The sequence below is a fragment of the Providencia sp. PROV119 genome, assembly GCF_028482435.1.
Lineage (GTDB): Bacteria > Pseudomonadota > Gammaproteobacteria > Enterobacterales > Enterobacteriaceae > Providencia > Providencia stuartii.
The window spans coordinates 44,804-66,865 of record NZ_JAMPQL010000012.1 but is presented as its reverse complement, the minus strand read 5'-3'; the positions used below and the strand labels follow the sequence as shown (position 1 = coordinate 66,865).

Sequence of the window (22,062 nt, the reverse complement as noted above, 5' to 3'; positions counted from 1 at the left end):
GCACTGTTGACTCTGGACACCCACACAAGTCACCTAGCTGCTTCTGAAATTATTTAGAGTATATAAAATTAGATTCACATCAGTTCGTCCGCTAAGAACAACGGCCCCATCACATTCGACGGTAAAGCGAATTTTTCAGGATAATCAACGGATACTAAATACAAGCCATCAGCTTTGGCAGTTGCCGCAGCTTTCGTTCTGTCTTTTAGTTCGAGCAATTGTGCCATCCAATTAATATCCTGATTACCGCAGCCAATTTCTAGCAAACTTCCCACTATATTTCTGACCATATGGTGAACAAAAGCATTGGCTTTAATATCCACCACGACATAATTACCGTGACGTGTGACTTGCACATGCATCACATTACGCCAAGGTGTCCGCGACTGACACTGGACTGCTCTGAATGAGGTAAAATCATTTTCCCCCAACAGAGCTTGCGCCGCTTCATGCATCTTTTTTTCATCTAGTGGATAGTGAAAATGTGTCACTCCACTGGACAAAATCGCTGGCCGATAACGGTGATTAAAGATGACATAACGGTAACGGCGTGCTGTTGCACTAAACCTCGCATGAAACTCTTCATCGACAGGTTTACACCAACGTACCGCAATATCCTCTGGCAAATGGGTATTGACTCCCATTGTCCATGCGGCTTCTTTGCGGATCACAGGGGTATCAAAATGCACCACCTGCCCCGTTGCGTGAACCCCTGCATCCGTGCGACCTGCACAAAATACATTAATCGGATGATTCGCCACTTTTGACAAAGCGTCTTCAAGACAGCCTTGCACACTTTTCACTTCCTGTTGGCGCTGCCATCCATAATAACGACTCCCATTGTATTCGATGCCTAACGCAATGCGAGACAACTTTGTTGACTCTGACATCAGTAAAACAACTCCTGAGCCAGTTTTTCAGCCGTTTCCACTGCCATTAAAGCGCCACCGAAACGCACATTATCGGCCACCGACCAAAATTGCAAAATTTCAGGGATACCATAATCATTACGAATACAGCCAATACTTAAGCGATCATTACCCGATGCTTCAGTGACCTGAGTTGGATAATCACCTTCTTCTGAGACCTGAATATCATCAAAACGTTCCAGTTCATCTCGAGCTTCTTCTACTCCAACAGGACGCAATGTTTCGAGATACACCACTTGAGCATTGCCATAAAACACAGGCGATTGAATAAAACTCACCGCAACAGGTAGTCCATCGTCTTGTAAAACTTTTCTGACTTGTTCAACTAAACGGCGTTCTTGCTGTACGCTGCCTTCCATATCTGCCAGCATAGGCAACATATTAAACGCCAATTGTTTACTAAAACGCCCTTCTTCCGCAGGAATACCGTTTAATAAGCGAGCACTCTGCCCCGCTAACTCATCAACAGCCGCTTTGCCATAGGAGGAAACAGACAACATGTTCGTTAAGGTGATACGGCCGATACCCGCCGCTTCAATCAATGGCTTCGTCGCACTAAGTAACTGACTTACATAACTATCCGCTAGTGCAATAATATTGCGGTTACGGTAATCAGCAAGCACATGAGGGTTCACGCTGGGAACAACTAAAGGCACGTCAGGTTCAAGCGCAAATACACCACTCGTATCAATCACGATGCACCCTTCTTGGGCGGCACGCTCTGCATAATATAAACTGGCTTCTTCCCCAGCGGCGAAAAACGCGATTTGAGCTTGTGACCAATCAAAATCGGTAGCGTCTTGAACTTGATAACTTTTATTATTAAAACGCAGGCTTTCTCCAGCGCTTCGTTCACTCGCCAATAGATGCAATTCGCCAACAGGGAACTCGCGTTCTTGTAATAATGCTAAAATAGCTTCACCGACAGCCCCGGTAGCTCCCAATAACGCAATATTCCAACCTTCAGTCATTGCTGTTTCTCCAAAAATATAACCATTAAATGAAATCATCTACGCGTCTTAATAAAAGGTTGATGTTACATTCACCAACCTTTATCGAGACACGCTGTGATCACTTAATTAAATGTGCATTAAAACCCAGTGCAGCAAGTTGAGATACCGTTTGTTCATCATCACAGTGCACTTCAAGAGAGGACCACTCACGGCGTTCTTGGTAGTGTTTACGTAATTTGTCAAATTCACCAGGGATTGCCGCTACTTCACGTAGTGCGGCATCATCGCGACGCACATCATACACCAGATGAACTAACCTTTTGAGTTGACTTTGCGTTAATTTACCGAGAAAAGTGATGGCGCTGATCTCCGGTTTCGGTAATAACGATGATAGCGCGATACGGTCCGGTTGACCTAAAAATTGGCAGTACGCTTCATAAACTTGAGTCGTACCGCGCGCTTTCCCTTCTAAGGTATAACCTGCGATATGCGGTGTGCCAATATCTACCCATTCTAATAATTCAGTGTCTAAATTAGGCTCTGGCTCCCAAACATCTAACACAATGCTCATGTTTTTGCCTTGCTTTAACAAAGACAATAGTGCTTGATTATCAACAACCTCGCCACGGCTCGCATTAATTAAAATCGTACCATCACGTAAGTTAGATAAGCGTTCAGCATCCATTAAATGATAGGTTTTATCTGCGCCATCCATATTCAATGGGGTATGGAACGTTAGGATATCCGCATCAGCTAACAAGGTTTCCAGCGGTAAAAACGCCCCTTGTTCCCCCTTTGCTTTACGAGGCGGGTCACATAAAAGCGTTTTCACTCCCCAAGCGGATAATCGGTTAGCGAGGCGTCCACCCACATTCCCGACACCAACAATACCGACCGTTTTATCACGCAAATCGAAATGGTCACGTTCAGCAAGCATCAATAAGGCCGAAAAAACATACTCAACCACCGCAATGGCATTACACCCCGGAGCCGAAGAAAAGGCGATATTGGCTTCCTTCAACCATGCCGTATCTACATGATCAAAACCTGCCGTGGCAGTACCAACAAATTTGACAGGCGTTTCACTTAATAGTGCTCGGTTAACTTTTGTTATCGAACGTACCATTAACGCATCTGCATCCAGAAGCTCAACTTCAGGTACTGGACGCCCAGGTACGGCTTTAACCTCACCCAGTTTGCTAAACAACTGCTGAGCATACGGCATATTTTCATCAACCAAAATTTTCACTTTATTCGCCCCAATCATGTCATTGTATGCTCAATGATCAACATACAAACTACTGTATGGTTGTTTCATTTTATGAGTGCTTATTTTGCCACGTTCCACGCACATTGCCTATGTGCGATTACTGTGATTTCACTATTCTTTCGCACGGAAACGGTCGGGTGTTACCCCTGAGATCTGTTGGAACATCGCAATAAATGCAGACGCTGAGCTATAGCCAACATCCAGTGCGACTTCATGTACGCTTTTCCCTCGTTCCAGTGCAGAAACGGCGTGCAAATAGCGTAAACGCTGACGCCATTCGCTAAACGACATTCCCAGCTCTTGCTGGCAACGACGCGACAATGTACGCTCTGAGGTGTAACTCCGTTTTGCCCAATCCGCAAGTGTGGTGTTATCGGAAGGGTCTTTTTGCAAAGACGCTAGGATTGGCGATAAGAATTTATCTTTGGTGATAGGCAGATACGTTTTTTGGCAAGGTGACACTGCAAATTGGTCAATCAGTACACTGGCTAATCGTATGTCCTCCTCCGTTTGTGGCTCGACGACCCCCCTTTGATAAAGATCGGCCATAATTGTTTGAAAAATAGGACTGAGCTTAATCACACCAGCACGGGATGATAATTTATCGCTAAAACGTTGCGCGAAATCGATAATACGAAATTTCACACTCTGCTTATTAAAGCTTGCATGCTGTGTATTTGCGGGGATCCAAACACAAAATTCCGGTGGTGCAAGGTAGTGTTTGCCTTCGACTTCCATTTCCATAATGCCACACACCACATATAACAATTGACCAAATGGATGGGAATGCGATTTGTACTCGCTTTGAGTATCAATTTGTTCATGGCGCAATGCAATGAATGCAGGTTCGATAATATTGCATTCATTAATCAGCCATGTTGGTGATTTTTGATCTTGTTGCATAAATGTTGTCTGAAAACCGTTATCGAATGTCTGGATATCAGTATATATAAAAAATCTGACAACGGTATACTAACGCCACTCATTAGGGAGAAACTTTTAATGAAAAATTTATTATTTCCGCTAATAGCGGTTTTACTTTGGTCAATGAATGCGATAGTGAATAAAGCCGCGGCAACCGCTATCGATCCCGCCGCAATATCCTTTTACCGTTGGGCATTAGCTCTGCTTGTCATGACTCCATTTGTGCTACGCTCTGTCTTGCGTCACTGGTCGATAGTCAGAAAACATTGGTGGCAACTCGCCATTTTAGGGGCGCTGGGTATGATGCTTTACCAAAGCTTAGCCTATTATGCCGCTCATTCTGTCAGTGCAACCTTTATGGGAATTATGAACTCCTTAATCCCATTATTAACCGTTGTCATCAGTATTTTTGTCCTGCGAGTGATCCCAACCGTTGGTATTTTTATCGGTACTCTGTTATCGCTGGCGGGTTTAACTTGGTTAGTCAGCCAAGGTAACCCTGCAACGCTCTTTTCCCAAGGATTAGGCACCGGTGAACTGTTGATGTTGATTGCCTCTGCCGCTTATGCCTTATATGGCGTCTTAACTAAGCGTTGGGCTATTCAATTATCAAGTTGGGATTCACTGTATGTACAAGTTTTCTTTGGCGTTATTTTATTAATTCCCAATTTCTTATTGGCAGATGACGTGTCGCTTAACCGTCACAACATTGGTCTTGTGGCCTTCGCGGGTATTGCAGCCTCTATCCTCGCACCTGCATTGTGGATCCAAGGGGTTATGCGCCTAGGCGCCAATACGACCTCGATTTTTATGAATTTAGCGCCAGTATTTACAGCAATCATCGCTATCTTTGCGCTCGGTGAAGAGCTGCAAAGCTACCATTTAATTGGTGGTGGCGTGGTATTATTAGGTGTTATGTTAGCACAGCAATTACGTACCCCTCTGACTCATCTTTTTAAGAGCAAGAAAAAAATTGAGCAGAAAAAAGATTGCTTAAACGACTCCTAGCAGTAAAATTAAGCTTCAAGCAATGCAATGTCGTAATCCATATGCCCCACACTTGTGGGGCTATGTTTTTTATTATGACCTATTAATTAGAATAGTTTGAACTAAATATAAATAAGCAAAACATTCCGTTTTGGACAAGTTATTCGCTAAGCAATTAATATTATCAGGAAAAGGAAATTTTTTATTCCACTACCGTTAGATATCGTGCAAATCACGGCATGCTGGCTAAAACAACCTGACGCAATTTTTGCTTCAGGTTTTCCTGAAAAAGATCAGTTTATTCTTTAATACCCCAAGCGTTAACAACTGTAAACTAGCATTGGTAATATATAAGTAATCGCGTTTAAAATAATAGTACAACTTGATTTATGATGAATATGAAAAAGGATAACCATGCTCCCTAATATTAAGCCACTGATAACACCGACTGTGCTTTTAACTGCATTGATAAGCCTAAGTTTTATTCCATCAATAAGTCAGATATCACCACTATCACCTAGTTATGCATTTTCTCAATCCGATGCCCCCCAAAAGGATTTAATATCACTGACCGAAAGTGCCAATAATGACTTATCATCAACGGTTAATCTCCCTACTATTTTTTCAATGATTGTTGACGATCATTATGCAAAAAAAGCTTATTTACTGTATCAAATCTATAATGGTGACAAATATGGAAAAAGTTTAAAACCCGATCAATTGCAGGCTCAAAAATACCTTCAGCTAGCTGCCGAACTTGGGCATCAAGATGCATTAATCGAAATGATTGACCAATCAACCAACCTTTATAATGCACCAGGGAAGTATCTTGATAGTCAAGCCAAAAAATATATCAATATGCTGCTAGAAAAATATCCGAATTCTCCAAAAACACTGATCACTGTAGGAAACCTCTATGCAGACTATAGAAAGCATTTTTATAATCCTGAAAAATCATTTGAACTAATTCAAAAAGCTAGTGAAATCTCACCATCAGCAGAAATCAACTATGATCTCGCAAAAAAGTACGCTCTAGCGCTAGGTACAGAGCAAAATTTAAAAAAGGCGATCAGTCTTTTACAAGAAAATATTACGAATGATAAATTAGTACAAGATAGTCAATATGCATTAGTACGACTCTATTTTCAATTTGATGTATCCGATGAAATTGGAAAAGATTTCGTTATAGATATACTCAGAGAAAGTGTTGAAAGAAATAAGTCCGCCTTGTTTCCAGATTATAGCTTAGCGCATTACTATGCAGACTACCTTTTAGAACAAGATCCGATTAATAATAGAGAATATGCTTTTTCCTTATACAATAGAGCAAGTCATTATTTTACTGATGCGAATATACATCATGCATTAGCGCTAATAAAATATGAAAAACACGAAAAAGAACAAGCCGCCTACCTTATTTTATCAACTTTAAAAGCGGATCAAAAATATCATTATCTCACCACAATAGAGCGTCAAAACGCTTATAACTTGCTCTTTAAACACTTTCTTGACTATCCTGGAACAATTCAATTTCTTGTTGAACAGTCACTTAATAATGAGCAAGTAAAATCAGCTATTCAACCTCTATTAAAGCAAAACCCTGACGCAAAGTTTAAATATGCCATAGCGAATGTTAACCGTATGAGCATCAAGAATACAATTGATGACAAGGCGTTAGCATTACATTATCAAGACATAATTACAGCCGCAGAACTGGGTTCCATTGATGCAATGCTGTTTATTATTCATGGTAAAGTCGATGATGACCGTCTACCCGGAACTCTTTTTGATGATAATAGATTTGACCAACTCACGGGGATAACGAATGATGATCGTTGGATGTGGCACAATAAATGCGCTGACCAAGGAAGTAACCGCTGTTTAGCCGAACTTGGTTATCGCTACCAATATGGTAAATTTGGCGTCGAAAAAGACTATTCAAAAGCACTTAAATATTATAAGCGCATTCATATTACACCGGATAATTATGAATTTCTTAATTATGAATCCGATATGAAGCTTATTGAAAAAGAACAACAAAAATTCAATGAGCTACTCAATCAATACAACAATAATGATGCCGAAGCCGCCCACAGGCTAGCCGATGTCTATCGATTTGGTAAATATGGGCAAAAAGAAGACAATGTTAAGTGGCTTAAATATCTAGATCAAGCAGCAAACTTAGGTAGTGCTAAAGCATTACATGAATTATGGTCCTATTATGAGGATGAAGGTCAGCTTGAAAAAAACAGAGCTAAAATCATGGGCTATTATAGCAAGCAGATCGCCTCTGGGAATCAATCTGCTGCTCTCACCTTAGGCTTAAATTATTTATATGGGTTACACCTTGTTAATGCGAACCGAACGAAAGCGCGTGAATTATTGAAGAAATCAGGTAAAGATGGTGAGCGCTATCTCGCTGAAATGGATAAGTTTGATGAGAAATATACATTAAAAGATAAAGATGCCACCACTAATTATCAACTAGGCGTTGCACACACATATGGTCGGGGCGCCAGCATTGATCATTTAAAAGCGAGGCAATTTTTTAAAACCGCAGGAGAACAAGGCCATCAAGAATCTGCTTACACATATATTAGGTCATTGCAAAATGGTATTTATGATTATAAAAAAAATCGCTGGATCGCAGAACCTAATTGGTATGAAGCTATTTCGTGGCTAAAACAATACCCTCTCGCATGTTGTCAGGAAGATGAACTGCTTCGCTATAATACACTGGTATTACCGGCTTTAAATAATGATATTAATGCGACATTAAAACTTTCTCATTGGTATATTGAGCAACAACAACATACTGCTGCGGCCTATTGGTATAACAAATTACTTGATAAAAAAGATTTAAATATCATTATTCCTGCGCTTGATAAAATCATTACGAATGATGGCAAAAAGCGTGAATTGTACTCAGCGGGAACCTTGAAAAATGACTTATATTCTAAAGTACACTTTGCGTCTTTAGCTGTAAATAATAAAAAAGTCGCTGCAAACCCTGAACTCTACCAGTCTATGATTCAATTTCTACATGAGGGATTAGGCTCAAGCGATCCTATCATTTCAGATCTTGCATTTAACTCTTTACTTACTGCCTATAGAGATGGAACCGAACAGTATAGTTATATATTCCGTCGCCCGATAAATGAGAAAGCGTATGTAGAATTATTGGAGTCACAGTCTAAAAATCGTGATGATGTTCTCATGTTATTGTCAGAATATTACACAACCCAAAATCCCCAAAAGGCTCTAGATTATGCTCAAAAGGCTTATGAAAAAGGTGATATCAGAGCAGCTAAATATCTATATAATTTTTATTATGCTCACCTTGATGTCAATCATGAAAATCTTAAGCGTACTACTCAATATCTCAAAAAATATCTCAATATGAGGGAAAGTGCTGATGAGAAGATTATCAATGAGCTTACTCTTCCTACTGAACATATAATCGGCATTGCTGATATCTATTTCGAAGGCTTTTACGATATGCCGCGAGATCTAGATAAGGCAATTGAGATGTATCAATATTTATTAAAATATGAACCTGAAATTGCTTTAGAAAAACTTTATGAGTCACATATCCTAAACGGAAATACCAATGAAGCTTATTACTATGCATTAATTCTCAATAAAGATACGGATAATGTCACCATGTTTAATACGCTAACAGATGTACAACGTGAAGCGATCAAAACACGTGTACAAGATTATTTTGATAACAAAAATACGAATAAATAAGTTAATTACAGCAATGAGGGTGCTAATGTTGATTATATTAATACCCTCATCTGACTTATCACTGGCTAGTTTGAAACACCACCTTTGCCAACAAACCACCGAGTTCTCTTCCCTTCAATAATTGCAGGTCGGTACCATGATAAATTGCAATATCTTTCACTAACGCAAGCCCGAGACCTGATCCTTCCATAGCTAATGCATTATTTAAGCGTGTAAATGCTTCCATTGAGCGACTGATTTTTTTATCGGGGATACCGGGTCCTGAATCTTCAACTTCTAATATGGTATGCTGTTTGTTTTCACTTAATAATATCCGTACCGTTACAATACCGTTATCAGGGGTATATTTAATGGCATTATCGATTAAGTTCGCACACATTTCTGCCAATAAAATAGGCTCACCTTTAATCCATGATTGCTCTTGTCCTTCATAACCAAGGTCAATTCCTTTACTTTCGGCTTGCCCCAATCGTGTAAAACAAGCCTGTTGGACTAACTCCACTAAATTAATCGCGCGATAGTGACGAATAGCCTCTTTCTCATGCGCTTTTAAACGCGCGAGTTGCAATAACCTATCAGTTAAGACAATCGTACTGTCGAGGGTTTTATTAATCGCATGCAGACTTTGCTGCCGCTGAACTTCATTTGTACTATTCAGGGCAACCGACACTTGGGTTTTAAGTACCGTTAAAGGTGTTTTCAATTGATGAGAAGCGTCGGCACTAAAGCGCTCTTGGCGTTTAACCATCCGTTTTAGCCTTTCAATATAGCGATTCAGGGCGTCCACGAGTGGCGATAATTCAGACCATGGCAGAATATCAGGAATAGGTGTGAGATCATTAGCGGAGCGCCCCATCATTAACTGAGATAACTTTTTCAATGGCGTTAATAGCTTACTCAGTAATAAATAGGCCAGCACTAATGTCAGGAACACGACAGTACCTTGGCTCATTAATGAGGATATTAATAGTTGACGAGCAAACTCATGCCGCGAAGAGACTGTTTCAGCAACGCGAATTTGCACCATTCCCATCATGCCACCTTCATTTATCGGTTGATAAAACGTGGCCACACGGATAGGCAAACCTTTATATTCGGCATCATAAAAATAGACCAGCGCCGTATAGTACTGAGAGCGCATCCAATTTGGGGGGATTTCAGGTAGGTCATCATAGCCAGAAATCGTTTCACCGTTAGGCGCAATCACTTGGTAAAACAATCGGTCATTAATATTTCGTTCGAAACTGTCTAAAACGACATAAGGAACATCAACAATCAAATGACCGTTTTCAACCTTTAGCCGCTCGGCAACAGTACGAGCCGAAGCCAATAATGTCCGATCATAGGCCTGATTTGCCGCGTTTTTGGCACTGTAATAGTGAGTATAAACGGAGAATCCCCCCAACATAATGAGGGGGATACCGAAAAAGAGCAGTAACTGATGAAAGAGAGAGCGTGGATGAGAGACTAATTTCATACACTACACTGCTCTAATCGGTATCCTAATCCGCGAAGCGTATTGATATTGACATCGGTTCCTGTGAGTTTTTTCCTTACTCGATGCACATACAATTCAATACTCTGTAAGTTAGCTTCATCGGACAATGAAAAAACCTGTTCGAATAATTGTGTCTTTGAGACAGGCCGCCCACGACGATGAAATAATGTATTAAGTACTGCGAATTCTCTTGGTGTTAAGGCCAGCGGCTCTTTATCCACTAAGAAATAGCCTTCTTCATGGTAGCAAAGTGAACCAAAACGTTGTGGCTCATTCACCTGCCCTTGGCTCCGCCGTAATAATGCTCTGATCCGAGCTTCTAATTCCGCTAAATCAAACGGTTTAGTGAGATAATCATCTGCCCCTGCATTTAACCCTTTGACCCTATCTGAGACATCTGAGTTTGCCGTTAACAACAATACGGGGATCTCTTGACCCCGTTTTCTCATTTGGGCAAGTACTTCTAACCCGCTGAGCCTTGGCAACGACACATCTAATACCACTAATGAGTAGCTTTCTGTTTGTAATAATTGATCAGCAATCGCGCCATCACTCGCAATATCGACAGCAAAGCCGGTCGAACTAAGCGCTTTTTGTAACCATAACGACAACTCGTCATGATCCTCAACCAATAATATTCTCATTTGTATGCTCTCAATTCATTCAATACTGAGTATACGTTCGCATTAACCCCTGAGAAATAAAATACTTAAGCACAATATTTTCAAGGTGGCTCACAAGAATATTACATGAATACAAATTAACATTAAATTAACAAGTTAAAACTACTAATAATAAACAATCTGATATTCATCACAAAAAAACAACTTCATTTGTTAATGAAAGGTAAATGAAAGCTTTATAAGCCAATGATGATGATTAGAAAAACAACAATGACATCTCTTTTTGTCTGCTTTTTTGTGAGGAAATAAAGAATGAAAAAAACATCATTAGCGACACTCGCTGCTGCCCTTTTCTTTGCTGGTCTTAACCAAGCTGCGGCTCTACCTGAGCGTACTGAATGTATCGCACCAGCAAAACCCGGCGGTGGATTTGATTTAACCTGTAAGTTAGTGCAAGTTTCCCTACTCGAAACCAAAGAAATTGAAAAACCCATGCGTGTTACCTATATGCCTGGTGGTATTGGCGCGGTGGCTTATAATGCCATCGTTGCACAACGCCCAGCCGAAGCTGGCACAATCGTTGCTTTCTCAGGCGGCTCACTGCTTAACCTAGCGCAAGGGAAATTTGGTCGTTACAACGAAAATGATGTACGTTGGCTCGCCAGTGTGGGAAGTGATTACGGCATGATAGCTGTTCGTGAAGACTCTCCTTATAAAAATCTAAAAGATCTGATGGAAGCATTCAAAAAAGACCCTAACAGTATCGTCTTTGGTGCTGGTGGATCGGTAGGTAGCCAAGATTGGATGAAGACGGCATTACTCGCGAAACAGATTGATGTGGATCCGCGCAAAATGCGCTATGTGGCCTTTGAAGGCGGTGGCGAAACTTTAACTGCACTGTTAGGTAATCACATCCAAGTCATGTCGGGTGATATGAGTGAAATGGCTCCTTACCTTAATGATGGGAAAGTGCGTGTATTAGCCGTTTATTCCGATAAGCGCCTTGGTGATGGCCTTGAAAATATTCCAACAGCGAAAGAACAAGGTTACGACATTGAGTGGCCGATTATTCGTGGTTTCTATATGGGGCCAAAAGTCTCAGATGAAGATTATAATCAATGGGTTGAAGCCTTCAAAAAACTCCAACAAACCGATGAGTTCAAGAAACAACGTGAGCTACGCGGGTTATTTGAATATAACTTAACAGGTCAAGAGCTGGATAGTTATGTCAAAAAAGAGATCGAGCAATACCGCGAACAAGCTCGTTCATTTGGCTTAGCGAAATAACGGAGGCCAATAATGAGCCAACGCATATTCGCCATTGTCTGGCTAATATTGTGTGGTATCGGCCTCTATATTGGCTGGGGGATACAAAGTGAATACGCCTATGAACCACTTGGCCCCCGCCCTTTTCCGATAGCCATACTTTCGTTAATGGCTTTATGCGCATTCATCTTACTTGTTGGTAAACAAGAAGCGATTGAATGGCCTAAGGCATATGTGTTACGTCGCTTAGTATTACTCATCCTTTCATTGGTTATCTATGCTTGGGTATTTGAGTGGCTAGGCTTCCCGTTATCGACCTCTCTATTGACTATCAGTATTGCGTTGCTGTTTGGCGCGACACCTATTGCTGCCATCATTTCCGGCCCAGTATTAGGTATCACGCTTTTTTATGCTTTCGACAAGCTACTGGATGTCACTTTGCCAATTGGCAACTTGTTTAATTAAGGAGATAGCCATGGAAACTTGGATGTACCTTTCACAAGGCTTTGAAGTGGCACTAATTCCACAAAACCTAGTGATCGCACTTATCGGTTGCTTTATTGGTACGGTTGTCGGTATGTTGCCTGGATTAGGGCCAGTAAACGGCGTTGCAATACTTTTACCGCTTGCTTTTGCCCTTAAACTGCCTGCTGAATCGGCTTTAATATTGTTGGCAACCGTCTACCTAGGCTGTGAATATGGCGGTCGAATCTCGTCTATTTTATTAAACGTGCCCGGTGATGCTGCCGCGATTATGACAACCCTTGATGGCTACCCTATGGCAAAACAGGGTAAAGGTGGGGTGGCGTTATCAATTTCAGCGGTAAGTTCCTTTATCGGCTCTACCATCGCTATCTTCGGGATCATTCTATTCGCCCCATTACTTGCACAATGGGCGCTGGCGTTCGGCCCCGCCGAATACTTTGCGCTCATGGTATTTGCCATCGCGTGCCTTGGCAGTATGATGAGCCAAAACCCAGTTAAATCCCTACTGGCTGCATTAATTGGCCTCGCATTCGCCACGGTGGGTGTTGATGCAAACTCTGGTGAGTACCGCTTTACTTTCAATAGTGTCAATTTATCGGATGGCATCCAATTTATTGTGCTCGTTATTGGGCTATTTTCCGTTAGTGAAATTCTATTGATGTTAGAAGGAACTGCAACAGGCCAAGGGCTGATCCGTAAAACAGGCCGTATGCTGTTCAATCGTAAAGAAGCTAAAGCTTGTGCTGGTCCTACGTTACGCTCCTCTTTTATCGGTTTTTTTGTCGGTGTCCTCCCCGGCGCGGGTGCTACCATCGCCAGTGCTATTACCTATATGACAGAGAAAAAAATCAGTGGGGCTAACAACCAGTTTGGTAACGGTGATGTACGAGGTGTTGCAGCGCCGGAAGCAGCTAATAATGCTTCAGCCTGTGGCTCATTTATCCCGATGTTGACCCTTGGTGTTCCCGGTTCAGGTACGACCGCCGTTATGATGGGCGCATTAACACTGTATAACATTACTCCAGGTCCTGGCATGTTCACGGAACAACCGGATATTGTGTGGGGATTAGTCGCGGCATTGTTAATAGCCAATATCGTTTTATTGATCATGAATATTCCATTAATTGGGCTATTCACACGCATGCTCTCTGTGCCACTTTGGTTCTTAGTACCGACAATCGCCACCATATCAGCCGTTGGAGTATACGCGGTTCACAGTACTACATTTGACTTACTACTCATGATGGGACTTGGCATATTTGGCTATATCCTACGGAAAATGAATTTCCCATTATCGCCGTTGATCCTTGGCTTTGTTCTTGGCGAGATGTTGGAACAAAATTTACGTCGCTCTTTATCTATCAGTAATGGTGATTTCGATATTCTTTGGAGTAGTTCGATTTCTCAATGCTTACTGGTAATGGCTGTACTTGTTCTCGCTCTACCACCAATTATTAAATTAATACGTAAAAAGCGCCAACACCAACCATCCACCCTCTCGGATTAAGCTTATATTATCTCATCGATTTCTCTGTAAACTTTGCCCCGACCGGTAGTTAGGGGCATTTTTTATTACTGAGCATCACATTGTATTTAGTACAAGGCGTTAAACATTCAGCAAGTCAGCCAATGTTCCCTTTACCTATTTATACTCAGTGAGCACTCTTAGACGACATTATTTGTTATGCTTAAATTGTTACAAGCTTTTTTTAAATGGCAGCCTAAGCCACTTCATCATAATCAATTTGTGACTGTATTCAATAAGCTATACCAAATCAGTAGCGAGTATCCTGCCACAATAACGTATAAAGATAATGGTGAGCTATTAGCGAAAACGGTTGGTAAAGTCCATCTGTATTGCGATGGCAAATTGGTACTACGCCTCACTAAGAATGTCAGTGTCATTACAATTGGCGTAGTGGATAACAAAGCAAAAGTGATTAATATTAAAAAAGATGTGTTCCGTTTTCCGTCAAATACATCATCATCACATCCGCCCTATTTATCACCAAGCAGTGATTCAGACAGCCATCATCATACAAGTCGTTCTGACGATAATCATAGTGGCCACTTTTCAAGCGGTGATTCAGGTGGAGGAGATTGTGGCGGTGGCGACGGCGGTGATTGACCATAAAAAAAAGCGAGAATCGAGGTTCTCGCTTTTAATTTGATAGCGTGAAAGACCAATTAGCCTTTATATTTGCTCATCACTAACGTTGCGTTAGTCCCCCCAAAGCCAAAGCTGTTAGACATAACTGTCTCTAATGCTTGCTCTGTCGGTTTCGTAACAATATTCAGCCCTTGAGCTTTAGGGTCTAAGTTTTCGACGTTGATACTTGGTGCAATAAAGCCATGCTCTAACATTAATAAGCTATAAATGGCTTCGTGAACACCCGCAGCACCTAAAGAGTGCCCTGTCATTGCCTTAGTGGCAGAAATAGCGGGTGAGTCATTACCAAATACTTCTTGAATCGCTTCGAGCTCTTTCGTATCACCCACAGGGGTAGAAGTACCATGTGTATTGATGTAATCAACCTTACCATCAATGCCTTGCATAGCCATTTGCATGCAACGTACTGCACCTTCACCTGAAGGGGCAACCATGTCTGCACCATCTGACGTTGCGCCATAACCAACAATTTCAGCGTAGATATGGGCACCACGAGCGAGCGCGTGCTCAAGCTCTTCAACCACCACAATACCACCGCCACCTGCAATAACAAAACCATCGCGGTCAGTATCGTAGGTTCTTGAGGCTTTGCTTGGAGTATCATTGTATTTTGTTGACAATGCACCCATTGCATCGAATTCACAGGTCATTTCCCAGCTCAACTCTTCACCGCCACCTGCAAATACAACGTCTTGTTTACCTAACTGGATCAATTCAACTGCATGACCAATACAGTGTGCAGAAGTGGAGCAAGCGGAGCTGATTGAGTAGTTCACCCCTTTAATTTTAAAAGGTGTTGCTAAGCATGCTGAGATCCCAGATGCCATAGCTCGTGTAACCATGTAAGGGCCTACACCACGAAGGCCTTTTGCACGCATACCATCAGAGCCAGCAACTTGGTTACGCGGAGAGCCCCCGCCAGAACCAACCACTAAACCAGTACGTAAATTCGAAACTTGTTCGTCTGTTAAACCCGAATCACTAATTGCCTGCTCCATAGACAGATAGGCGTAAACTGAGCAATCACTCATGAAACGGCGGATCTTACGATCAATCAGACCGTCAGTATCCATTTTTACATTACCCCAGACGTGGCTACGCAGCCCCGCCTCTTTGAATTCTTCTGAGAAAGTGATCCCGGAACGACCTTCCTTCAGAGAAGCCAGTACTTCTTCCTGGTTATTACCAATACTGGAAACAATACCCAGGCCAGTGATGACTGCACGCTTCATTCATTACCTCATGTCTTTTAATAATGTGAGTACGGGATTACAGGTTGTCACTTTAGCTTACACTTGTAAGCTGAACAAGTCCGATCAGGGTAAATATTTGTATTTTTTTTTCATCGAACATAATAACATTTTTGTTCAAAGGTAGCCTTGATGCCTGTTCGGCGCTAAAATTCAATGATTATTTGGATAAGAACAGGCATAAGTGTGAAAAAGTCAGCCGTGCAAACAGCCCGCCTTAGCTGGAATGATGAAGGTACGCCAGTATCAGAACAATTTGATGATGTCTATTTTTCTAATCAAGATGGACTTGAAGAAACTCGCTACGTTTTTTTACAAGGAAATCAATTTCCAACGCGCTTTGAAACACATCCTTTTGAAACCTGTGTTATTGCCGAAACAGGCTTTGGTACTGGGTTAAACTTTCTTACTTTATGCCAATGTTTTGAAGAGTTTAAGCAAAATCATCCCAACGCAAAACTACAACGCTTACACTTTATCAGTTTTGAAAAATACCCCCTCAGCCAAGAAGACCTAAAAGCAGCCCACAGCCGTTGGCCTGAGCTAGATCCACTCTCCCAAATGCTCTGTGAAAAATGGCCTGATCCCCTACCCGGTAACCAACGTATTATCTTAAAAAATGGGGAAATCATTCTTGATTTATGGTTTGGTGACGTAAATGAACAATTACCTCTACTTAATAGCAATTTAAACAATAAGATAGATGCTTGGTTTTTAGATGGATTTGCACCTTCTAAAAACCCACAAATGTGGAGCGAACAACTGTTCACTGCAATGGCTAAATTTGCCCGCCAAGGAGGCACTTTTGCGACCTTTACCTCTGCGGGTTTTGTGAAACGCGGATTACAACAAGCGGGTTTCACTATCAAAAAAATTAAAGGTTTTGGTCGTAAACGGGAAATGTTAACAGGCAGCTTAGCGGATAAGCATGACGAAATGATGACACCTTGGTTCGCTCGTCAGCCAGCTGCAATACCAACCGATGTTGCTATCATAGGCGGAGGTCTCGCCAGTTTAACCACCGCCTATGCCTTAAATCAGCGCGGTGCTAACGTCACGCTCTATTGCAAAGACCAACAAGTGGCACAAAATGCTTCTGGCAACCGCCAAGGGGCGGTCTACCCACTTCTCAATGGGCGTGATAACCCTCTAGAGCGTTTTTTCGTCAGTGCGTTCCCTTATGCGCACCGCTTTTATCATCATCTTTCCCTATCGGGGATCTCATTTGATAGCCAGTGGTGCGGTGTTTCTGAGCTAGCCTACCATGAAAGAAGCCGCAAAAAGATTGATGCGATGCTGCAAACTGAGTGGCCTGCTGCGTTCGCGGCTGCAAAGACACGTGAGCAGTTAACCGAGTTAGCAGGTCTTGATGTTAACCATGCTGGTATTCATTATGCTAAAGGGGGATGGCTTTGCCCCGCTCAATTATGTGAAAGCCTTATGCGCTATCTCGCTGAAAAAGGCGTTCAATTTCATTTTAATCACGATGTTGAGCAATTACAGCATTCTGAGGAAGGGTGGACTTTATCAGCGAATGTTTCCGGCAAACAGCAACAATATTTGCATCAAACGGTTGTCATTGCTAATGGTCATTTACTTACCCAGTTTCAACAAACCCAACAACTTCCAGTGACCCCCGTGAAAGGGCAAGTGAGTCATATCCCAACGACACCATCATTAAGCCAACTTAACAATGTATTATGCTATGAAGGTTATTTAACCCCAGTAAATCCCAATAACCAGCAGCACTGTATTGGGGCAAGTTACCAGCGTAACCACTTAGATTTTGCATACAGTGAAGTAGACCAGCAAGATAATCGCCAAAAACTGCTCAATAGTTTGCCCGATGTGAGTTGGCCAGAAGAGGTTGATGTTTCTGCTCAACAAGCTCGCCAAGGGATCCGCTGTGTGATCCGCGACCATATGCCACTAGTGGGGAATATCCCTCACTTTACGCAATTAATGGCAGCTTATGAAAATTTACCTGAACAGATGGAAAAACAGGCAAATATTGTACTCGCCCCAACCTATCCTAATCTCTTTATCTTAGGGGCGTTAGGCTCACGAGGGCTTTCAACCGCGCCTTTGTGTGGTGAGTTACTCGCCGCACAAATCTTTAATGAACCACTGCCTTTAGATGATGAAACGTTAGCCGCATTGCACCCTAACCGCTTTTGGGTGAGAAAATTGCTCAAAGGCCGTGAAGTTAAAGTGATGCTACAAGAAAACATCATAAAATAACTGAATCCTGTGCTCTATTGACGTAATAATATCGAGCGCTTTATCGCTTAAAAAGCGATATGAATGAACAGCAAAAAATAGCCGCATTCGTTCAATGCGGCTATTAACGTCTAAAAACAGTAAGTTACTGCTATCTTAATTCGGACGGACTGTTTTAATCCTCATTGCACAACGATCAGCAGCATTAAACCCAGCATCAATTTCTTGTTGTAGAATTTCTTCTAGCTCAGTGGGTAGAGCCTCTTCATCAATGATAGAAAATCCAAAACGCTGATAATACGGTGCATTCCAAGGGATTTCACGGAAAGTGGTTAGCGTCACATAGTCAAAGTGATGTTGTAACGCATAATGGAGAATATGCTGAATTAATGCCCGACCTACGCCCTTACCCTGCCACGATTGGCACACAGAAATTTCACCAATATGGAGGCTATGCGTTAATTTGTCGACATTAATAAAGCCAATGGGCTGATCGTCATTATCTACCGCCACCCATTCCCTATTGTCCTGAATAAACTGTAGATGATCTTGCTCTGATTGCACTTCATCGTCAGCAATCCAAGCAAATTGATGATGACCACGAAAGACTTGCGCGGCAGAGCGCTCGATAGCAGGGAGTTTTTTTGCGTCGCGCGGCTGTGCTTGGCGAATATGAAACATAAAATAAACCTATAAAAAAGAGGAGCTTCCTCCTCTTAATAATCATATAGTGTGTGATTAACGCACGTCATCCAGTAAGGATTTCCACATACCTAAAACCAGTACTTGATCTGGTGGGGTGAGCTCTCCCCCTTTAATTGCCTGCTGAATACTCTCTTCAACACGTTGATAAAGTGCATCAACACTGGTTTCATTCTCTTGTTCAAGCTCTGCGACAGCAAGGGTTAGATGCCCACGTAAATAGCCGCCCGCAAATAGTTCATCGTCACTTGCGTGTTCGACCATATCATCAATTTTTGTCAGTATGCGTGTTTCAAAATCCGCAAGCATGCTTAATCCTTACTCTCGTTAATGTGTCATTAGGCAAAAATATCTTCCGGATAAGGGAAGTCTTCTGCACAAAGTGGTGGAGTATTGTAAAACGTTTGTAACGCGTTCACAAAGCGTAATGGCCTTTCAGGAATACCATTTGCTAAATATTCCATCACTTGGGCATGTACTTTGCGCTGAAATGCGATACGGTCAGGCTCAAAATCCCCTTCTAGATTGTCGCAACTGACATTAAAAGGAATGCCAGCCGCTACACAAAATAACCAATCTAACGCCTGAGGTTTGATTTCAACGACTTCAAATGCACATTGCGTTTTTTCATCACGACCATCGGGGCAATACCAGTAGCCATAATCGACTTGCTGGCGTCTTGCCTCTCCCGCAATGCACCAATGCGAAATTTCATGCAGTGCGCTGGTGAAAAAACCATGTGCAAAGACAATGCGATGATAAGGTGTTTGCTCATCGGCCGGTAAATAAACTGGCTCATCGTCACCTTTCACCAATTTGGTGTTGTACTCTTCGCCAAAGCACTGTTCAAAAATATCAATCAACTGCTGATAATGATGTTTAATCATGGAAATTCAAATCATTTTAAAATAATGAAACAACCCAAGCTTTGATAGCATCGCCATGGCTGTCATGGAGCAATTTAATACTCATCAGCAAAGAGATGATCACAATCATTGGCCTGATCAGTTTTTGCCCTTTCGTTAACACCAAGCGAGCGCCTAGTCTTGCGCCAACCATTTGGCCGATAAGCATAACAAAACCGAGCACCCAAAGAACATGACCTCCGATAATAAAAAATATTAAAGAGCCAAAATTTGAGGCAAAGTTCAGTAACTTAGCATGGGCAGTCGCTTTAGCAAGGTTATACCCCAACAATAACACATAGCCTAATGCTAAAAATGACCCAGTTCCCGGCCCAAATGCGCCATCATAAAAACCCATCGTCATACCAACAGCAACCCCAAAAACAGGCATACTAATACGTTGCTTACGATCTTGTGCACCAATTGACGGTGTTAACAAAAAGTACAGGCCAACGCAGATAACCATGATAGGCAAGAGCTGTTTGAGAAAATCCGTATTAATCATTTGGATCAAGATGGCGCCTAACATGGCACCAATGATCGTCATGATAAAGGGGAACATTTGCTCTCGTAAGTTAATCGCTTTACGTCGAACAAAATAGAGTGACGATGAGAACGAACCTCCAACTGCTTGGAGTTTGTTAGTTGCAAGTGCCTCAACAGGCGTTATACCGACAGAAAGTAATGCAGGGATGGTTAATAACCCCCCGCCGCCAGCTATGGAGTCAATAAATCCCGCGAACAATGCAACACAGAAAAGTAATAAATAAATTTCAGGTGCAACAACAGTCAGCCAATCCATTTTTAATCCAAGTAACAGAATTGCCATTACGGCGATACGTAATCTACTCTGCCGCTGATAAACAAATACAAGCCCACAGAGTATCACTGCCCAGATGAGGTATTTTTAAGGAGGCGTCATCCAAACCTTCATATTAACAATAAGGGAGACGATGCCCCCTTACGCACTCTTTACGACAATCCTGAAAATGGTTTCATTGTGGGTATAACATCAGCACATTGCCCACGGTGACGCAAATAGTGGTCCATCAATACAATCGCCATCATTGCTTCTGCAATAGGTACGGCTCGAATACCAACACAAGGGTCATGTCGACCTTTGGTGATCATTTCGACTTCTTCACCATCACGATTTAGCGTTTTACCTGAAACGGTAATACTGGAGGTTGGCTTCATCGCGATATGCGCAATAATAGGTTGGCTGCTACTTATCCCCCCTAGAATGCCCCCAGCGTGGTTTGAAGTGAAGCCCTCGCGAGTGATTTCATCGCGGTTTTCACTCCCTTTCAGGCCAATTACTCCAAAACCATCCCCAATTTCAACCCCTTTAACAGCATTAATACTCATTAAAGCATGAGCAATATCTGCATCTAAGCGGTCAAATACAGGCTCTCCCAATCCTGCTGGTACATTCTCAGCCACGACAGTCACTTTCGCGCCAATCGAATCTCCCTCTTTTTTTAGCCCTCTTAGTAACTCATCTAGCGCTTCTAATTGACTAGGGTCAGGGCTGAAAAAAGGGTTTTGCTCAACAATAGACCAATCTTTGATTTCACATTTCACTGGCCCCATTTGTGTCAAACAGGCACGTATCGTGATCCCCAATTTTTCTTGTAGGTATTTTTTAGCGATTGCCCCAGCCGCAACACGCATAGCCGTTTCACGAGCAGAAGAGCGCCCGCCTCCACGGTAGTCGCGCTGACCATATTTTTGTTCGTAGGTATAATCTGCGTGCCCTGGTCTAAAGACATCTTTAATTGCGCTGTAGTCTTGAGAACGTTGATCGGTATTTTCAATCAATAGGCCTATGCTGGTTCCCGTAGTGACACCATTAAATACCCCAGATAGAATTTTGACCTGATCAGGCTCTCGACGTGCAGTAGTATAACGAGACGTTCCCGGACGGCGGCGGTCAAGATCCCCTTGTAGATCGGCTTCTGTTAATGCTAGCCCTGGTGGCACACCATCAATGATGCACCCCAAAGCCAAGCCATGAGATTCCCCAAAAGTGGTAACCCGAAACAGTTGCCCTATTGAATTTCCTGCCATACCAAATTCCTAATTAATATTTCATGATTGTTATTTTGATGTTGTGGTTGATTAGAATG

At 42.2% G+C, this 22,062-nt stretch carries 19 protein-coding genes; 7 read left to right on the top strand and 12 right to left on the bottom strand.

Translation table 11 applies throughout. From position 1 onward, the window contains the following. Positions 1-74 precede the first annotated feature (74 nt). The 4 genes from truA to PSF11_RS11580 all read right to left on the bottom strand — a co-directional run bounded on the left by truA (position 75) and on the right by PSF11_RS11580 (position 4,055). Positions 75-890 carry a tRNA pseudouridine(38-40) synthase TruA gene (truA, locus tag PSF11_RS11595; RefSeq protein WP_004921188.1) on the bottom strand — a complete coding sequence of 272 codons (816 nt, stop codon included), beginning with the start codon at positions 888-890 and terminating at the stop codon, positions 75-77. Then, positions 890-1,900, bottom strand: coding sequence for an aspartate-semialdehyde dehydrogenase (locus PSF11_RS11590; protein ID WP_014656277.1), 1,011 nt, complete (start codon positions 1,898-1,900; stop codon positions 890-892). The genes truA and PSF11_RS11590 overlap by 1 nt, the downstream gene beginning before the upstream one ends. A 100-nt stretch (positions 1,901-2,000) precedes the next feature. Next, positions 2,001-3,131, bottom strand: coding sequence for a 4-phosphoerythronate dehydrogenase PdxB (pdxB, locus tag PSF11_RS11585; RefSeq protein WP_072502998.1), 1,131 nt, complete (start codon positions 3,129-3,131; stop codon positions 2,001-2,003). Between the two features lie 132 nt (positions 3,132-3,263). After that, positions 3,264-4,055, bottom strand: coding sequence for an AraC family transcriptional regulator (locus PSF11_RS11580; protein WP_004921194.1), 792 nt, complete (start codon positions 4,053-4,055; stop codon positions 3,264-3,266). Between the two features lie 99 nt (positions 4,056-4,154). Here PSF11_RS11580 and PSF11_RS11575 point away from each other — a divergent pair, with 99 nt between their 5' ends. Then, complete coding sequence (locus tag PSF11_RS11575; RefSeq protein ID WP_014656279.1) at positions 4,155-5,084, top strand: DMT family transporter; 930 nt, start codon at positions 4,155-4,157, stop codon at positions 5,082-5,084. A 393-nt stretch (positions 5,085-5,477) separates the two neighbouring features. After that, the gene (locus tag PSF11_RS11570; protein WP_072502397.1) at positions 5,478-8,813 is read left to right on the top strand and encodes an SEL1-like repeat protein; all 3,336 of its coding nucleotides are present in this window, start codon (positions 5,478-5,480) and stop codon (positions 8,811-8,813) included. Between the two features lie 58 nt (positions 8,814-8,871). On the opposite strand, the gene PSF11_RS11565 is transcribed toward PSF11_RS11570, so the two are convergent. Continuing rightward, positions 8,872-10,290 carry a sensor histidine kinase gene (locus PSF11_RS11565; RefSeq protein ID WP_014656281.1) on the bottom strand — a complete coding sequence of 473 codons (1,419 nt, stop codon included), beginning with the start codon at positions 10,288-10,290 and terminating at the stop codon, positions 8,872-8,874. Further along, positions 10,287-10,955, bottom strand: a complete 669-nt coding sequence (tctD, locus tag PSF11_RS11560; RefSeq protein ID WP_004921202.1) for a transcriptional regulator TctD — start codon at positions 10,953-10,955, stop codon at positions 10,287-10,289. Before tctD ends, PSF11_RS11565 begins: the two co-directional genes overlap by 4 nt. A 291-nt stretch (positions 10,956-11,246) precedes the next feature. Between tctD and PSF11_RS11555 the strand changes: the two genes are divergently transcribed. The 4 genes from PSF11_RS11555 to PSF11_RS11540 all read left to right on the top strand — a co-directional run bounded on the left by PSF11_RS11555 (position 11,247) and on the right by PSF11_RS11540 (position 14,814). Continuing rightward, complete coding sequence (locus tag PSF11_RS11555) at positions 11,247-12,221, top strand: Bug family tripartite tricarboxylate transporter substrate binding protein (RefSeq protein ID WP_004921205.1); 975 nt, start codon at positions 11,247-11,249, stop codon at positions 12,219-12,221. Positions 12,222-12,233: 12 nt separating this feature from the next. Beyond that, positions 12,234-12,665: a tripartite tricarboxylate transporter TctB family protein gene (locus PSF11_RS11550; RefSeq protein WP_004921207.1), complete on the top strand. Its 432-nt coding sequence runs from the start codon at positions 12,234-12,236 to the stop codon at positions 12,663-12,665. Positions 12,666-12,675: 10 nt separating this feature from the next. Further along, positions 12,676-14,193, top strand: coding sequence for a tripartite tricarboxylate transporter permease (locus PSF11_RS11545; protein WP_004921210.1), 1,518 nt, complete (start codon positions 12,676-12,678; stop codon positions 14,191-14,193). 177 nt (positions 14,194-14,370) lie between these two features. Continuing rightward, entirely contained in the window at positions 14,371-14,814 is a 444-nt protein-coding gene (locus PSF11_RS11540; protein ID WP_072502398.1) for a hypothetical protein, read from the top strand. A gap of 59 nt (positions 14,815-14,873) precedes the next feature. On the opposite strand, the gene fabB is transcribed toward PSF11_RS11540, so the two are convergent. After that, a complete protein-coding gene (fabB, locus tag PSF11_RS11535) occupies positions 14,874-16,088 on the bottom strand; it encodes a beta-ketoacyl-ACP synthase I (RefSeq protein ID WP_004921214.1) in 1,215 nt (404 codons plus the stop codon). Between the two features lie 204 nt (positions 16,089-16,292). Between fabB and mnmC the strand changes: the two genes are divergently transcribed. Beyond that, on the top strand, positions 16,293-18,347 hold the full coding sequence (gene mnmC, locus PSF11_RS11530; protein ID WP_272682824.1) for a bifunctional tRNA (5-methylaminomethyl-2-thiouridine)(34)-methyltransferase MnmD/FAD-dependent 5-carboxymethylaminomethyl-2-thiouridine(34) oxidoreductase MnmC: 2,055 nt from the start codon (positions 16,293-16,295) through the stop codon (positions 18,345-18,347). 135 nt (positions 18,348-18,482) lie between these two features. Here mnmC and PSF11_RS11525 read toward each other — a convergent pair whose 3' ends face one another. The 5 genes from PSF11_RS11525 to aroC all read right to left on the bottom strand — a co-directional run bounded on the left by PSF11_RS11525 (position 18,483) and on the right by aroC (position 22,003). After that, a complete protein-coding gene (locus PSF11_RS11525; protein ID WP_072502400.1) occupies positions 18,483-19,007 on the bottom strand; it encodes a GNAT family N-acetyltransferase in 525 nt (174 codons plus the stop codon). A gap of 57 nt (positions 19,008-19,064) precedes the next feature. Then, on the bottom strand, positions 19,065-19,337 hold the full coding sequence (locus PSF11_RS11520; RefSeq protein WP_004921219.1) for a YfcL family protein: 273 nt from the start codon (positions 19,335-19,337) through the stop codon (positions 19,065-19,067). A 29-nt stretch (positions 19,338-19,366) separates the two neighbouring features. Next, a complete protein-coding gene (locus tag PSF11_RS11515) occupies positions 19,367-19,915 on the bottom strand; it encodes an elongation factor P hydroxylase (RefSeq protein ID WP_014656285.1) in 549 nt (182 codons plus the stop codon). 16 nt (positions 19,916-19,931) lie between these two features. Then, entirely contained in the window at positions 19,932-20,735 is an 804-nt protein-coding gene (locus PSF11_RS11510; protein WP_014656286.1) for a TSUP family transporter, read from the bottom strand. Between the two features lie 170 nt (positions 20,736-20,905). Beyond that, positions 20,906-22,003 (bottom strand): chorismate synthase, encoded by a 1,098-nt coding sequence (gene aroC / locus PSF11_RS11505; protein WP_004921225.1) that lies wholly within the window; start codon positions 22,001-22,003, stop codon positions 20,906-20,908. Between the last annotated feature and the right edge of the window lie 59 nt (positions 22,004-22,062).

What these genes read in the sequence shown, in the direction of transcription:
- truA (WP_004921188.1), bottom strand. Translation starts at nt 890, where the DNA reads ATGTCAGAGTCAACAAAGTTGTCTCGCATTGCGTTAGGCATCGAATAC.
- PSF11_RS11590 (WP_014656277.1), bottom strand. Translation starts at nt 1,900, where the DNA reads ATGACTGAAGGTTGGAATATTGCGTTATTGGGAGCTACCGGGGCTGTC.
- PSF11_RS11580 (WP_004921194.1), bottom strand. Translation starts at nt 4,055, where the DNA reads ATGCAACAAGATCAAAAATCACCAACATGGCTGATTAATGAATGCAAT.
- PSF11_RS11575 (WP_014656279.1), top strand. Translation starts at nt 4,155, where the DNA reads ATGAAAAATTTATTATTTCCGCTAATAGCGGTTTTACTTTGGTCAATG.
- PSF11_RS11570 (WP_072502397.1), top strand. Translation starts at nt 5,478, where the DNA reads ATGCTCCCTAATATTAAGCCACTGATAACACCGACTGTGCTTTTAACT.
- PSF11_RS11565 (WP_014656281.1), bottom strand. Translation starts at nt 10,290, where the DNA reads ATGAAATTAGTCTCTCATCCACGCTCTCTCTTTCATCAGTTACTGCTC.
- tctD (WP_004921202.1), bottom strand. Translation starts at nt 10,955, where the DNA reads ATGAGAATATTATTGGTTGAGGATCATGACGAGTTGTCGTTATGGTTA.
- PSF11_RS11555 (WP_004921205.1), top strand. Translation starts at nt 11,247, where the DNA reads ATGAAAAAAACATCATTAGCGACACTCGCTGCTGCCCTTTTCTTTGCT.
- PSF11_RS11550 (WP_004921207.1), top strand. Translation starts at nt 12,234, where the DNA reads ATGAGCCAACGCATATTCGCCATTGTCTGGCTAATATTGTGTGGTATC.
- PSF11_RS11545 (WP_004921210.1), top strand. Translation starts at nt 12,676, where the DNA reads ATGGAAACTTGGATGTACCTTTCACAAGGCTTTGAAGTGGCACTAATT.
- PSF11_RS11540 (WP_072502398.1), top strand. Translation starts at nt 14,371, where the DNA reads ATGCTTAAATTGTTACAAGCTTTTTTTAAATGGCAGCCTAAGCCACTT.
- fabB (WP_004921214.1), bottom strand. Translation starts at nt 16,088, where the DNA reads ATGAAGCGTGCAGTCATCACTGGCCTGGGTATTGTTTCCAGTATTGGT.
- PSF11_RS11525 (WP_072502400.1), bottom strand. Translation starts at nt 19,007, where the DNA reads ATGTTTCATATTCGCCAAGCACAGCCGCGCGACGCAAAAAAACTCCCT.
- PSF11_RS11520 (WP_004921219.1), bottom strand. Translation starts at nt 19,337, where the DNA reads ATGCTTGCGGATTTTGAAACACGCATACTGACAAAAATTGATGATATG.
- PSF11_RS11515 (WP_014656285.1), bottom strand. Translation starts at nt 19,915, where the DNA reads ATGATTAAACATCATTATCAGCAGTTGATTGATATTTTTGAACAGTGC.
- PSF11_RS11510 (WP_014656286.1), bottom strand. Translation starts at nt 20,735, where the DNA reads ATGGATTGGCTGACTGTTGTTGCACCTGAAATTTATTTATTACTTTTC.
- aroC (WP_004921225.1), bottom strand. Translation starts at nt 22,003, where the DNA reads ATGGCAGGAAATTCAATAGGGCAACTGTTTCGGGTTACCACTTTTGGG.